This is a genomic window from Pelagerythrobacter marensis (assembly GCF_001028625.1).
GTDB lineage: Bacteria > Pseudomonadota > Alphaproteobacteria > Sphingomonadales > Sphingomonadaceae > Pelagerythrobacter > Pelagerythrobacter marensis.
Map to the genome: position 1 here is coordinate 2,511,436 of NZ_CP011805.1, position 13,164 is coordinate 2,524,599.

At 64.8% G+C, this 13,164-nt stretch carries 14 protein-coding genes; 9 read left to right on the plus strand and 5 right to left on the minus strand.

Annotated features, from left to right (window positions below):
* Window positions 1–49: 49 nt before the first annotated feature.
* Window positions 50–1,039, minus strand: coding sequence for a sulfur carrier protein ThiS (gene thiS / locus AM2010_RS11895; protein WP_082132904.1), 990 nt, complete (start codon window positions 1,037–1,039; stop codon window positions 50–52).
* A 17-nt stretch (window positions 1,040–1,056) separates the two neighbouring features.
* Entirely contained in the window at window positions 1,057–1,428 is a 372-nt protein-coding gene (locus AM2010_RS11900; RefSeq protein ID WP_047807250.1) for a MerC domain-containing protein, read from the minus strand.
* 160 nt (window positions 1,429–1,588) lie between these two features.
* Between AM2010_RS11900 and AM2010_RS11905 the strand changes: the two genes are divergently transcribed.
* The 8 genes from AM2010_RS11905 to ybaL all read left to right on the plus strand — a co-directional run bounded on the left by AM2010_RS11905 (window position 1,589) and on the right by ybaL (window position 10,592).
* The gene (locus AM2010_RS11905) at window positions 1,589–2,608 is read left to right on the plus strand and encodes a COX15/CtaA family protein (protein WP_047807953.1); all 1,020 of its coding nucleotides are present in this window, start codon (window positions 1,589–1,591) and stop codon (window positions 2,606–2,608) included.
* A complete protein-coding gene (gene cutA / locus AM2010_RS11910; protein ID WP_047807251.1) occupies window positions 2,605–2,940 on the plus strand; it encodes a divalent-cation tolerance protein CutA in 336 nt (111 codons plus the stop codon). Before AM2010_RS11905 ends, cutA begins: the two co-directional genes overlap by 4 nt.
* A complete protein-coding gene (locus AM2010_RS11915) occupies window positions 2,937–3,662 on the plus strand; it encodes a hypothetical protein (protein WP_160325576.1) in 726 nt (241 codons plus the stop codon). The genes cutA and AM2010_RS11915 overlap by 4 nt, the downstream gene beginning before the upstream one ends.
* A 133-nt stretch (window positions 3,663–3,795) precedes the next feature.
* Window positions 3,796–4,275, plus strand: a complete 480-nt coding sequence (rplM, locus tag AM2010_RS11920; RefSeq protein ID WP_047807253.1) for a 50S ribosomal protein L13 — start codon at window positions 3,796–3,798, stop codon at window positions 4,273–4,275.
* On the plus strand, window positions 4,275–4,790 hold the full coding sequence (rpsI, locus tag AM2010_RS11925; protein WP_047807254.1) for a 30S ribosomal protein S9: 516 nt from the start codon (window positions 4,275–4,277) through the stop codon (window positions 4,788–4,790). Before rplM ends, rpsI begins: the two co-directional genes overlap by 1 nt.
* Before the next feature lie 198 nt (window positions 4,791–4,988).
* Window positions 4,989–7,820, plus strand: coding sequence for a TonB-dependent receptor (locus AM2010_RS11930; RefSeq protein ID WP_047807255.1), 2,832 nt, complete (start codon window positions 4,989–4,991; stop codon window positions 7,818–7,820).
* Complete coding sequence (locus AM2010_RS11935) at window positions 7,820–8,866, plus strand: phytase (protein ID WP_047807256.1); 1,047 nt, start codon at window positions 7,820–7,822, stop codon at window positions 8,864–8,866. Before AM2010_RS11930 ends, AM2010_RS11935 begins: the two co-directional genes overlap by 1 nt.
* A gap of 73 nt (window positions 8,867–8,939) precedes the next feature.
* A complete protein-coding gene (gene ybaL / locus AM2010_RS11940; protein WP_047807257.1) occupies window positions 8,940–10,592 on the plus strand; it encodes a YbaL family putative K(+) efflux transporter in 1,653 nt (550 codons plus the stop codon).
* Window positions 10,593–10,601: 9 nt separating this feature from the next.
* Here ybaL and AM2010_RS11945 read toward each other — a convergent pair whose 3' ends face one another.
* From AM2010_RS11945 to AM2010_RS11955, 3 genes are read right to left on the minus strand one after another with little or no spacing between them, the layout of a single operon-like run.
* Window positions 10,602–11,462, minus strand: coding sequence for a metallophosphoesterase family protein (locus AM2010_RS11945; RefSeq protein ID WP_047807258.1), 861 nt, complete (start codon window positions 11,460–11,462; stop codon window positions 10,602–10,604).
* A complete protein-coding gene (locus AM2010_RS11950) occupies window positions 11,452–12,297 on the minus strand; it encodes a diacylglycerol/lipid kinase family protein (RefSeq protein ID WP_047807954.1) in 846 nt (281 codons plus the stop codon). Before AM2010_RS11950 ends, AM2010_RS11945 begins: the two co-directional genes overlap by 11 nt.
* Window positions 12,298–12,344: 47 nt before the next feature.
* Window positions 12,345–12,611 carry a hypothetical protein gene (locus AM2010_RS11955; RefSeq protein WP_082133003.1) on the minus strand — a complete coding sequence of 89 codons (267 nt, stop codon included), beginning with the start codon at window positions 12,609–12,611 and terminating at the stop codon, window positions 12,345–12,347.
* A gap of 210 nt (window positions 12,612–12,821) precedes the next feature.
* On the opposite strand from AM2010_RS11955, the gene AM2010_RS11960 reads away from it, so the two are divergent.
* Entirely contained in the window at window positions 12,822–13,118 is a 297-nt protein-coding gene (locus AM2010_RS11960) for a UrcA family protein (RefSeq protein ID WP_047807260.1), read from the plus strand.
* The last annotated feature ends 46 nt before the right edge of the window (window positions 13,119–13,164 follow it).

Below are 13,164 nucleotides of genomic sequence, written 5' to 3' on the forward strand. Positions count from 1 at the left end.
TAAATTGACGTTAGCCTTGTGCCCCGCGCCACCCCTGGTTCGCCCAACCCTAGATCAAACCGGCAAGCGGGCTGGATGGGTCGGCGTACTTGCGGGTCGCCATGCGCCCGGAGAGATAGGCGTCTCGCCCCGCCTCGACCGCGCGTTTCATCGCGCGAGCCATGCGGAGCGGATCTTTCGCTTCGGCGATTGCCGTATTCATCAATACGCCGTCGCAGCCCAGTTCCATCGCGACGGCTGCGTCGCTGGCCGTACCCACGCCGGCGTCAACCAGCACCGGCACACTCGCCCCTTCGACGATGAGGCGGATCGTCACCCGATTCTGGATGCCCAGGCCCGACCCGATCGGTGCGCCCAGCGGCATGACCGCGACGGCGCCTGCGTCTTCCAGCTGCTTGGCCGCAATCGGATCGTCGACGCAGTAGACCATGGGAAGGAACCCCTCCTTCGCCAGAACTTCGGTCGCCTTCAGGGTTTCCCGCATATCGGGATAGAGAGTCCGCGCTTCGCCCAGGACTTCCAGTTTCACGAGGTCCCAGCCCCCGGCTTCGCGTGCCAGTCGCAGCGTTCGGATCGCTTCGTCCGCAGTGAAGCATCCGGCGGTATTGGGGAGATAGGTGACCTTTTTCGGATCGATGAAATCCGTCAGCATCGGTGCCTTCGGGTCGCTCACATTGACCCGGCGCACCGCGACCGTCACGATCTCTGCCCCCGATGCTTCGAGCGCGGCGGCGTTCTGGGCGAAATCCTTGTACTTGCCGGTTCCCACGATCAGGCGCGAACGAAACGTGCGGCCGGCGACCGTCCAGCTGTCGTCCGGCGTTGGCTGGGCTCCGCCGCCGACGAAATGCACGATTTCCAGCGTGTCGCCATCGCCCAGCGGCGTATCGTCCAGCGTCGAACGCGGCACGATTTCGCCGTTGCGCTCGACCGCGACCTTTTCCGGTGCGAGGCCGAGATCGCGCACGAGGGCGGCGATCGTGGGGGCGGAAGTGCGGCGTGTTTCGCCGTTGACGGTAAGGGAGAGCATGGCAGCCATGCCCGGCGAGATAGCGCTCAATCCGCGCGGCGCAAGTTAAGCAGGTGCCCGATAGCCACCAGCGTCACCCCGATTACCGTAAGAACAGCCTCCCCCGCGCCGTGGGGCATGGCGAGGGCGCCGCCCATGAAGGTGAGGCCCATCATCGCTGTCACGAACGGGACCGGCCGGCGATGGGTCAGTGCGCCCCAGCCGATCGCAACCGCTGCGACGACCAGCGCGATGGCAAGGCCAACGCGGTGAAATGCCGGCGCAAGCAGAAATTCGGCACCGATCCCCAGCGCCGAGACGACCACGATCGATGCGATGCAGTGCACGAGGCACAGACCCGACAGCATAATGCCGGCGCGATCGAGCTTCGCACGAATCGGAGAGTGTTGCGCAACCATGGAGGGCTTCCATGTATGTGACGGTGTAACATTGCGCAAGGGCAAATCGCTCGGCAGCGTTCGCGGCAGGAGCGGAAGGTCTTGAGATTCGACGATGCCCGTCGCATCAGGCGCACCCATGGCCGTTCCTGCAAACCCCGAACCGGTCGCGTCTGCGACAATGTCCACCAACTTTCGCCCGGCCGCTCTCGTCCGCTGGCTCTGGTTCATCGCCTGGCTGATCGTGGCGATCGTGGTGGTCGGCGGGATAACCCGCCTTACCGAATCGGGATTGTCGATCACCGAATGGAAGCCGGTAACCGGCGCGATCCCTCCGCTTAGCGAGGCGCAATGGCAGGCGGAGTTCGCGGCCTACCAGCAGATCGGTGAGTATCTCCATATCACCGGCCCCGCTGGCATGACGCTGGCCGACTACAAGTTCATCTATTTCTGGGAATGGGCGCACCGATTGATCGCGCGGATCATCGGGCTCGTCTTCGCACTGCCGCTGGCGTGGTTCTGGATACGCGGTGCGATCCCGCCGGGGTACAAGGCGCGCCTTGTCGCGTTGCTTGCGCTGGGCGGCCTTCAGGGGGCGTTCGGCTGGTTCATGGTCCGTTCGGGCCTTTCGGGGGAGGTGACCGATGTCAGCCACTTCTGGCTCTCGATCCACCTGCTTACCGCACTGTTCACGCTTGCGGCCGTGGTCTGGACCGCGCTCGACCTCGGCCGGCTGGCGCGGATACCGGGCGCGCGCCCGGCGAAGTTCGGCGGCCTGGCGCTGCCGATCGCGCTGGTCGTGTTTGTCCAGCTGCTGCTTGGCGCATGGGTCGCCGGCCTTGACGCAGGCCATGCGTCCGACACCTGGCCATTGATGCAGGGCCGGCTGGTGCCCGAGTTCGACATGTCGCGCGGGTTCTGGTGGGCCCTGACGCACGATCCCTTTCTGATCCACTTCCTCCATCGCTGGTGGGCGTGGATCGCTGTGGCGGCGCTGATCGTGCTTGCGCGCAAGGTGCGTCCGTTCGAACGGCGCGCTTCGGTCGCGATCCACGCAGCATTCGGAAGTCAGATCGTGCTGGGCATTGCAACCGTATGGACCGGCGTTTCGCTGTGGGTCGCCACCGCACACCAGTTCGTGGGTGCGCTGCTGGTCATGGCCACGGCCTGGGGCCTGCACATCGTGGGGAGGCGGCGTTGAGCGCGCTGGTCTGGTGCTCCTGCCCTGACGAAGACACCGCCGTCGCGCTTGCCCGTCAGCTTGTCGGGGAAGGCCTGGCCGCATGCGGCAACGCGATTGGCCCGATGCGTTCGGTCTTTGCATGGAATGGCGGGGTGGAAGAAGCGGGCGAATGCGGCCTTCTGCTCAAGACCGATGCCCGGGTGCTGGACTGTGCGGTGAGCCGGCTGGAGGCGCTGCACCCCTACGATGCGCCGGCCGTGCTGGGCTGGCGCTGCGACGCCGCGGGCGCGGCCACTGCCGCCTGGCTCGGTGCACTGGTGCCCGATGCGCCGGGGAGTGACGGAAAATGAGTTCTGCGATGTCGACGCGCCGGTTTCTCGCCATGTTCGTGCTCTTCATCGCCGCTGGGCCGGCATCGCTCGCCGCCCAGGACTCGCAATCTGCGCAAACCGCCTTCGTCGCTCCGGCGGAGCCGATGAAGCTGACCCGCGTGCTCGAACGCCGCCTTGGGGATGGCAATGCGATCGTGGTTTCGCGTAGCTGGCGGGTCCGCTTCGTCCCCCATGCGGCGGGGTACCGGGTGGAGGGCGAACAAATCGCCGTTGCCGTGGAAGCGCCGCCGCGCCTTGCGCAACTGGCGGAAGTGGAACGCAACAAGCCGCAATCGGGCGACTTCCCAATCCTGCTTGACGATGCCGGACAGATTGTGGGCGACGAATCTGCCGACCCTTCGGCCATTCCCGGTCTTACGGAAGCAGCGCGGGCGTTTCTCTCGGACCGCCCGGAGGCGCGCCGGGGCGAAGCCTTGCAATATGTCGCCGCCGTCCAGCAGGCCGGTGCCAGGATGGCGAGCCGCTGGCCGCGCGACCTGTTCTTCCCGGTCGTCCCGCGCGAAGAGCGGCGCAAACTGCCCCTGCCCGGTGGCGGCGAGGGCGCATTGCAGGTGGGCTTTCAGGGAAGCCTCGATCCCGCCGGCCGACGGCTCGCCACGGCCCGCAGACGGATCGTCACCCAGGTCGGAGAAAGCGAGCGGGTTTCGCTCGAAACCTGGCGGCTGGAGCCGCTCGATTAGGTGGCGGTATTATTTTACCTCCCTCAAGAAGCGCGGATTTGCTTGACTTGAAGGGGGTGAAGCGACAAATGCGCCGCTCTCGCGACTGCCTGGGCAGATTCGCGGCGAACAACATTTCGAAGGAATTCAAGCCATGAAGGCGCTCCACAAGAGCACCCGGTCGATCAAGCCGGCCGAGGTCGAGAAGAAATGGCATCTGATCGATGCCGAGGGGCTGGTCGTTGGCCGCCTCGCCTCGATCGTCGCCAATATCCTGCGCGGCAAGCACAAGCCGAGCTACACTCCGCACGTCGATTGCGGCGATCACGTGATCGTGATCAACGCGGACAAAGTGCGTTTCACGGGCAAGAAGCTGGGTGACAAGGTTTACTACAAGCACACCGGCTATGCCGGCGGGATCAAGGAAACGACCCCCGCCAAGGTGCTGGAAGGGCGCTTCCCCGAGCGCGTGCTGGAGAAAGCGGTCGAACGGATGATCCCGCGCGGGCCGCTGGGCCGCCAGCAGATGAAGTCGCTGCACCTCTATGCCGGCACCGAGCATCCCCACGACGGGCAGAAGCCCGACGTGCTCGACGTCGCCTCGATGAACCGCAAGAACAAGGTGTCCGCATAATGGCTGACGAGAAGAACACCGTGTCCGACCTGTCGGACCTCAAGGACATCGCCGGCGACGCGCCTGAGGGTGACGCTGCGGTGATCGCGGAAAGCACTGCCCCGCTGCGCGAGCAGGAGCTTGACCAGCACGGCCGCGCTTACGCCACCGGCCGCCGCAAGGATGCCGTTGCGCGCGTCTGGATCAAGCCGGGCAAGGGCACGATCACGGTCAACGGCAAGGACCAGGAAACCTATTTCGCGCGTCCGACGCTGCGCCTGATCATCAACCAGCCGTTCGCGATCACCGATCGCGTTGGCCAGTTCGATGTCATCGCCACCGTCAAGGGCGGCGGGCTGTCGGGCCAGGCCGGTGCGGTGAAGCACGGCATTTCGCAGGCGCTTTCGAAGTACGAGCCGGCGCTGCGCTCCACTGTCAAGGCGGCTGGTTTTCTCACCCGCGACAGCCGCGTGGTCGAACGCAAGAAGTACGGCCGGGCCAAGGCTCGCCGCAGCTTCCAGTTCTCGAAGCGCTAATCCGCTTCGGCACGAACATCGAACCGATCGTGAAGGGCGGTCCCGCAGGGGGCCGCCTTTTTCGTATGCTCGGACGACTTTCGCGCGCCCGGCGATGCGAATTCGCAGTTCAGTCATCAAGCTGTCACGCGAACGCCATTCACTGGTAACAGTGCGGGACTAGCCGCCCTCCAGATCGGTTCTGGAGGGCAAGTTCCAATGAATATTCGCAAGCGCTATCTCGTTTCTTCCGCTGGTGCCGCCCTTGCGGCGGCTATCGCAACGCCGGTTATGGCCGGCGACGTCGTCGGCACTGTGCTGGATGCCAGCGAAACGATTGCTCTTCAGGCCGCGCAGGTTCGCATCGTCGAACTCGACCGGGTTGCCTCGACGGAACGCGACGGCAGCTTCCTGTTCGCCGATGTCCCCGCGGGCGAATATACGCTGGAAGTTTCATATGTCGGGGCGCCCAGCGTGCGCCAGGCGGTCACCGTACCGGCCGACAGGTTCGTGCGCGCCGATATCCTTGTTGGCGGTGACAACGCGCGCGAAATTCTGGTTCTCGGGCAGAGTGCCAATCTCGCCAGCGCTCTTTCGCGCAAGCGGGCGAACGATGGGATCAGCGACGTTCTGACGCGCGACGCGATCGGGCAGTTCCCCGATCAGAACGTGGCGGAATCGATGCGCCGCATGCCGGGCGTGAACGTGCTGAACGACCAGGGCGAGGGGCGCTTCGTCACGGTCCGGGGCCTCGATCCCGAGCTTAATGCGACATCGCTCAACGGCGTGCGCCTGCCGGCACCCGAATCCGATGTGCGCTCGGTCGCGCTCGATGTGATTTCCAGCGACATCATCGAATCGATCGAAATCAAGAAGTCGCTCACGCCCGATATGGATGCGGATACCATCGGCGCGTCGATCGAAATCGAAACCACCAGCGCCTTCGACCGCCGGAAGGACCTGCTGACCGCCAAGATCGAAGGCAGCTACAACGAACTCGCCGATCACCTCTCGCCCAAGGGCAGCGTCGATTTCGCGACCAAGCTCAGCGACAATTTCGGCATCTCCGGCGGCGCATCGTACTACAAGCGCAAGTTCGAAACCGACAATGTCGAGGCCGACGGATGGGACGAGGACGATGGCGTGCTCTTCCCCGAAGAGGTCAACTATCGCGACTACAATGTCGAGCGGGAGCGGATCAGCGCCAACCTGAACTTCGATGTTCGTCTGAGCGATACGACGGCGCTCTACCTGCGCGGGCTCTATAGCCAGTTCGAAGACCAGGAATATCGCCGCGAGGTCAGCTTCAAGCTGGAAGATGCCGGCGAGATCACGGGCAGCGGCACCAATGTCGAATTTTCGGACGACGGCGGCGAGCTGGCGTTGCAGCGTTCGATCAAGGATCGACTCGAAACGCAGAAGATCCGGTCGGTGGTGTTCGGCGGTGAAACCGACACGGGCGCGTGGAAAGCCGATTACTCGGTCAGCTGGGCCAAGAGTTCCGAACGGGAAAACGGTTCGGTCGACCCGGCAAACTTCGAACAGACATTTGAAGACAGTGGCCTGGTCGCCGGCTTCGATTTCAGCAATCCGCGTGTGCCGCTCTACACCATTTCGGGCGCGGCGACGGACGATTTCTTCGACGCTGCAGGCTATGAACTGGACGACATCACGATCACGGCGCTGTCGGATTCGGTGGACGAGGAATATGCTGCCAAGTTCGATCTCGGCCGCGAGTTCGTCGCCGGTGCGGGGACGTTCACCGTCCAGGCCGGTTTCAAGGGCCGCTGGCGCGACAAGTCATACAACATGGAGGCCGAGTACTGGGAGAACGACGCCTTCACCCTGGCTGACGTGCTGGGCGAACAGGATTATCGCCTGACCGATATCTCGCCGGTGCCGAACTTCAGCGGGGCCCGCGACTACTTCTACGCCAATCGCGATGCGTTCGAGCTCAATGCGGTGGACACGGCCTTCGATTCGGCGGTCGAGGATTACACGATCTCTGAAGACATCATGGCCGGTTACCTGCTCGGCCGCTGGGACAGCGCCACGCTGCGCGTAATCGGCGGCGTGCGGTACGAGCACACGAAGAACGATATCGAAGGCAACAACGTCCTGCTGGTGGAGGAAGGCGGCGAGCTGCCCGGGGGCGGTGAGGCGGAAGAGGATACCGTCCTCGTGACGCCGGTAACTGCCGAACGCGATTACGGTCACTGGCTGCCCAGCCTCACGGTCCGTTACGAACCGCAAGCCGACCTTGTTCTGCGCGCAGCCGCCTACCGCAGCCTGGTGCGGCCGAAACTGTCGAAACTGCCGCCGCGTTTCGTGGTCGAGGAAAACGATGAGGGTGAGCGCGAAGGCGAATTCGGCAACCCCGATCTCCTCCCTTACGAAGCGTGGAACTTCGATGCTTCCGCCGAATACTATTTCTCCGGCAACGGCGCGATATCCGCTGCGGTCTTCTACAAGGATATCAAGAACTTCATCGTCGACACCGTGCGTGAAGGCGGCGAGTACCGGGGCATTGCCTTCACCGAAGCGGAAATCCCGATCAACGGCGAAAGCGCCGAGGTTTTCGGGGCCGAGTTCTCGATCTCGCAGAAGCTCGACATGTTGCCTTCGCCGTTCGACGGGCTGATCGCCCAGGCGAATTATACTTATACCGATGCGACCGGGCTCGTGCCGATCGACGGCGATCCTGACGATCTGCGCGAGATCATGTTGCCGACCACGTCGAAGCACACGGCCAACTTTTCGCTTGGCTACGAGAAGGGGCCGATCAGCCTGCGCCTGGCCGGGACCTATCGCGACAAGTATCTCGACGAGCTGGGTGACGAGGCGGTGGAAGACCGGCTGGTCGACAACCATTTCCAGCTGGACCTGAGCGCCAAGTATCGCGTGAACGACAACATCCAGCTGTTCTACGAATGGGTGAACATCAACAACGCCAAATATTTCGCCTACAATCGTCTGGGCGCGCGCAAGAACCTCTATCAGTACGAGGAATACAACTGGACGATGAAGTTCGGCGCGCGGGTGAACTTCTGATGCGCCGGGCGGGTTCCTTCGTCTCGCTGGCCGCGTTGCTCGCCGCCGGTTGTGCGACCGCCCCGATCATGGGCGATCCGGCGGTTGAGGTCACCGCGACGGCGGAGACCGATCCGGTCGGCACGGCCAATGCCGACGCCGCCGACGATCCGGCGATCTGGCGCAACGCCGCCGATCCTGCGGCGAGCCTGATTGTCGCGACCGACAAGAAGGCGGGCCTCTACGTCTACGATCTGAACGGCAAGGTGCGGCACTTCCTGGCCGGCGGACTGCTCAACAATGTCGATCTGTTCGAGCTGGCCGATGGAACCGTGATCGTGGGGGCCAGTGACCGGACTGATCCTGCCAATGCCAAAATCGCGCTGTTCACGCTCGATACCGGGCGCGGTGCACTGACACGGATCGACACGATCGTGGTCGGGCCGGGCGAGGGCTATGGCTTCTGCATGGGGCCGGGTCGCGATGGCGCGGATGCGATGCTCTATTCGCCGGTCAAGGACGGATCGCTGCATGGCCAGGCTCTGCGCTGGAACGAGGGGCAGCCAAGCGTCGAGACGGTGTTCCGCCACAAGCTGGCCACCCAACCCGAAGGGTGTGTCGTCGATCCGCGCGACGGTACGCTCTACGTGGGCGAGGAAATGGCCGGTGTCTGGCGCTTCCGCATGGACGGCACGCCGGGCGAGCTGGTGGCGCGCATCGATAACGCCATGCTGGTGGCCGACGTCGAAGGTCTGGCGATTGCGCCCGAGGGTCGTGAGGGCGGGCTGCTGATCGCGTCGAGCCAGGGCGACAACGCCTATGCCGCCTATCGCCTGCCGGACATGGAGCCGGTTGGCCGTTTCCGCATCGCCGCCGGGGCCTTCGGCGCTGCCGAAGAAACCGACGGGATCGATCTCGTGCTCGGCGATTTCGGGCCGGCGTTTCCAGCGGGTCTGTTCGTGGCGCAGGACGGCATGAACGCCCCGGCCGCGCAGAACTTCAAGCTCGTTCGATGGGACAGCATTCGCGACGCGCTGGCGCGCGGCGTCGACGGGGGCCAGCCATAAGCCGGCCCGACCCGCAATGAGTTGACCCGTGGTTCCGCGTGCCCGAAAGCGTGCGCAACCACGGAGACGCTCATTGCCCCATCATACACCCCTGATCGGGACCATCGTTGCTGGCTTCGTCGCCGCGTTCCTTATGGGCGCGCTGGCCCACAAGCTGCGCATTTCGCCCGTTGCCGGCTATCTGTTCGCCGGCGTTCTGGTGGGCCCGTTCACGCCCGGTTTCGTTGCCGACACCGCGCTGGCAAACGAGCTGGCGGAAATCGGCGTAATGCTCCTGATGTTCGGGGTGGGGCTTCATTTCTCGCTGCGCGACCTGTTGTCGGTCAAACATATCGCGCTGCCCGGCGCTGTGTTGCAGATCGCGGTCGCAACGGCGCTTGGGCTTGGCCTGGCGCAGTATCTCGGATGGTCGATTGCGGCCGGCCTGATCTTCGGTCTGGCGCTCTCGGTCGCGAGCACGGTGGTGCTGCTGCGGGCGCTCGAGACGCGCAATCTGGTCGAAAGCAATCGGGGGCGGATCGCGGTCGGCTGGCTGATCGTGGAAGACCTCGCGATGATCCTCGCGCTGGTGCTGCTACCCGCGGTTGCAGGGATGCTGTCGGGCGAAACGGACGGCAGCGGGCTGCCGGCAATTCTGGGGATGACCCTGCTGAAGGTGGGCGGCTTCGTCGCCTTCATGCTGATCGTTGCGCGGCGCGTGATCCCGGCGGCGCTGCACTGGACAGCGCATACCGGCTCGCGCGAACTGTTTCGTCTGGCGGTGCTTTCGATCGCGCTGGGGGTGGCGCTTGGCGCGGCTTACATTTTCGACGTGTCGTTCGCGCTGGGTGCGTTCTTTGCCGGGATGATCCTGGGCGAAACGCAATTGAGCCGCCGCGCGGCAGAAGAAACGCTGCCCCTGCGCGATGCGTTCGCGGTGCTGTTTTTCGTTTCGGTCGGAATGCTGTTCGACCCCTCGGTGGTGCTCGAACAGCCCGGGCCATTGGTTGCGACGGTCCTGATCATCGTGGTCGGAAAGTCGCTGGCTGCCTACGCCATCGTGCGCGCGTTCGGGCACGACAACGGCTCCGCGTTGACGGTCGCGGCGAGCCTGGCCCAAATCGGTGAATTCTCGTTCATCCTGGCAGGATTGGGCACGCAAGTGGGCGTGTTGCCGTCCGAAGGGCGGGACCTGATCCTGGCAGGTGCGATTTTCTCGATCCTGGTGAACCCGGTTATTTTCGCCCTCGTCGCCGGGCGTCTGGGGCAGGTTCGCCAGCGCGAGGCGGCCGATGCCGAAGAACGCGAACGCACCCGCCAGCGCGAGCGGCGCGAACACGTGATCCTGGTCGGCCACGGCCGCGTCGGCCGCCTGATCGCGGAGGGAGCGGCCCATCGCGGCCGGGCCCTCGTGGTGATAGAAGATCAGGCGGATTTCGCACTCCGGGCGCAGGAGGCCGGGCGCGAGGTGGTGATCGGCAATGCGAGCAACCCCCACGTTCTCGACGAAGCCGGCATCCGGTCCGCCTCAAAGCTGATCATTGCCATCCCCGAAGGTTTCGAGGGCGGCGCGATTGCCGAACATGCTCGCCGACTGAACCCCGATATCGTGATCTTCGCCCGGGCCCATTCGGACGAGGAAGTGGACTATCTGGAGAAACTGGGGGTCGATCACGTGATCATGGGTGAACGCGAAATCGCGCGGACGATTCTGGGGCTTGCCGCTACTGGCCCCGCCCCCGCCTGAACACATCGGTCAATGGACCGGGGGATCGGTTCGCGGAATCTGCCGCACCGGGGCCACGGGTTCGCCGGGCTCGCGCGGGGGTCGTGCGTCTTCGGGCACATCGTCGATCTGCATGTCGCGCGTGCGGACGCTTTCCAGATTGCGGACCCGCACGCGCAGCGTCTCGCCATCCCAGGTCAGTTCGTTGAAGCTGGGCGGCGTCGATCGCGTGCGCTTCGACAGGGTGCCTGCGCCGATCATGCGCACCGGGCCGTTCTTCGTGTCCTCGACGATGTCGAAAGCATCATGGACATGACCCGACAGCACGGCGAGCACGGGGCGTTTCGCCAGTTCGGCCAGTGCCCGGTTGCCCCCGTGCGTAAGCGCGGTTCCTGCCGTCCCGACCTCGCGCAAGGGATGATGGCAGGCGACGAGGGCCTGCACCCCATCGGGCAGGGTATCGATCGCTGTCAGGCACTTGTCCAGCGCGCGTGAGCTTATCCAGCCCTTCGACCAGTTGAGGCGCGGCTGGGCGCGCACCGCGGTCTTGAGCGGCACGATCGCGAGGCCGGGCAGGTCGATCTCTCGCTCCACCCGATCGGCGATCCCGCGAAACCGGCGATAGGGTTGGAAGAACCGTTCGATCAGGTTGAAATAGGGCAGATCGTGATTTCCGACTTCCACCGTCACCGGCACGTCGAGCGAACGGATCCAGTGCCGGGCCGCGTCGAATTCGCGATGGCGCGCACGCATCGTCAGATCGCCGGTGATCGCAACCGCTGCGGGACGCTGTTCCGCGATTTCCTGCCTGAGCCAGTCGAGCGCGCGATTATCCTCCAGCCCGAAGTGGATATCGCTGATGTGGAAGAGGAGAGTCGTGTCAGCCGCCATGCCCGGTCGCTAGCAGATCGACCTCGCACGCGGCCATGACGAATTCTTCCTGTGCGCGCCCCTGCGCCGGTTCGCCGTCGATCAGCAGGCCGACGGGTTCGCCCGCGCTGTTTGCCACCGCGATCCGGTCGAGCAGCCCGAGCCGGTCGTGCGGTCCGTCCCGAAACTGACGGCGGAGCAGGGCCCAGCCCTGCTGCAGGAACTCGCCGGCATTTTCCGCATAATAGGCATCGATCTGCATTCCCCATGGGCCGGGGGTCAGTTCGATCAGCGGATAGCCTTCGCTGCGTCCGATCTGCGGATCGCGGCAGCGAAGCATTGCACCATTGGTCGTTTCCGCGAAGGCCTCGCCGGCGCTGTCCGCCATGGCGGCAATATCCGCCTCGCGCATTGCCTCGCGCACTGCGTACCAGCTGGTTCCCGGCCCGGCGAGAAGACCGGCCAGGGCATCGCCGTGCGCCGTGCGAATGACCTCGGGGCGAACCCGCCGCGCCGCACCGCTACCGAAGCGGGAGAGAATGTCCTGCGCATCGGCATCGCCATGCAACCGTTGCGCCAGGAGGTTCATCGTCCCACCGGGCAGGACCAGGATCGTGCCGCCCCAGCCGTAGAGAGCGGTCACCGCTGCATTGATCGTGCCGTCGCCGGCATAGACTGCCAGTGTCTCGACGCCGGCTTCGTCGAGGGTCGTGGCATTGGGCAGCGGATCGTCGGGAAAGTCGATCCGGCGGGCGAGCGTCAGGCCATGATCGTTGCAGCAGTCTTCCAGCGCGTCGATCGCGGCGGGGGTGTTGCTACCGCTTGCGGAATTGACCACCAGCCAGAGAGGACCCATCGCGCTCATGCAAGCGAAGCGCCGGAAGGTCTTCGCGGTTCCCGCATTTACACCCGCCCTGTGAGGATGAGCCACGCGGAGGCGATGTTGAGCGCGGTGTAGCCGAGATAGGCCCAGACGATTGCGGGCCAGCCGTTCCCGACCAGCAGCATCGCCGCGAGCAGAACGAGAAATTCGGTCACCAGCGTGATGCGCCCGCCGAGCATGTGGACGAACCAGGGCATACGGCCCAGCAGGGGATGGCCGCTTTCAAGCACGGCCTTGTGCATCGCGAAATTCCCGATGCCCATGAGGAAGACGAAGATTACAGCCACGGTGCCCACCATGCACTCGCGCCCGTCGGTTGCCAAACGCGGTTCGTCGGGCGGTTCGTTCCGTCCGTCAGGTGGCGCGCGCGCCGGTCGACACAAGGCGATCTGTGGTCGAGCCGGGAATGCGGCGGCGGCCGGGCGGGCGTATCAACGGAACTGCGCGGTGCCTCCCCCCAATCCCCCCAAAGGGCACGCGCAAATGGAGGAGAACCCATGAAACGCCCCCTGATTGCCCTTGCCGCCATCGCCACCTTTGGCGCCACTGCCGCGCCCGCTTACGCGGATTCGCTTTCCATCCCCTATCGCGATCTCGACCTTTCGACGGCGGAAGGCCAGAAGGCCCTCGATCGCCGGATCGATGTGGCCGCTCGCGAATTCTGCGCGCTCGATCAGCAGCGCACCGGCACGCGGATCGCATCTTCGGGATCGCGTCGGTGCTACGTTGAAACCAAACGTCAGGCGAAGAAGCATTTCGCTGCCATCCTTGATGAGCAGCGGGTCGGCGGCTGATCACTCCGGTCGCGACCTCGGCCCGGACCGGTTCAGTCCCCCGGTC

Excerpts from the sequence above, each read along its gene's own strand:
- AM2010_RS11935 (WP_047807256.1), top strand. The coding sequence starts at position 7,820 with ATGCGCCGGGCGGGTTCCTTCGTCTCGCTGGCCGCGTTGCTCGCCGCC.
- rpsI (WP_047807254.1), top strand. The coding sequence starts at position 4,275 with ATGGCTGACGAGAAGAACACCGTGTCCGACCTGTCGGACCTCAAGGAC.
- thiS (WP_082132904.1), bottom strand. The coding sequence starts at position 1,039 with ATGGCTGCCATGCTCTCCCTTACCGTCAACGGCGAAACACGCCGCACT.
- AM2010_RS11905 (WP_047807953.1), top strand. The coding sequence starts at position 1,589 with ATGTCCACCAACTTTCGCCCGGCCGCTCTCGTCCGCTGGCTCTGGTTC.
- AM2010_RS11915 (WP_160325576.1), top strand. The coding sequence starts at position 2,937 with ATGAGTTCTGCGATGTCGACGCGCCGGTTTCTCGCCATGTTCGTGCTC.
- AM2010_RS11960 (WP_047807260.1), top strand. The coding sequence starts at position 12,822 with ATGAAACGCCCCCTGATTGCCCTTGCCGCCATCGCCACCTTTGGCGCC.
- AM2010_RS11930 (WP_047807255.1), top strand. The coding sequence starts at position 4,989 with ATGAATATTCGCAAGCGCTATCTCGTTTCTTCCGCTGGTGCCGCCCTT.
- AM2010_RS11945 (WP_047807258.1), bottom strand. The coding sequence starts at position 11,462 with ATGGCGGCTGACACGACTCTCCTCTTCCACATCAGCGATATCCACTTC.
- AM2010_RS11950 (WP_047807954.1), bottom strand. The coding sequence starts at position 12,297 with ATGGGTCCTCTCTGGCTGGTGGTCAATTCCGCAAGCGGTAGCAACACC.
- AM2010_RS11900 (WP_047807250.1), bottom strand. The coding sequence starts at position 1,428 with ATGGTTGCGCAACACTCTCCGATTCGTGCGAAGCTCGATCGCGCCGGC.
- rplM (WP_047807253.1), top strand. The coding sequence starts at position 3,796 with ATGAAGGCGCTCCACAAGAGCACCCGGTCGATCAAGCCGGCCGAGGTC.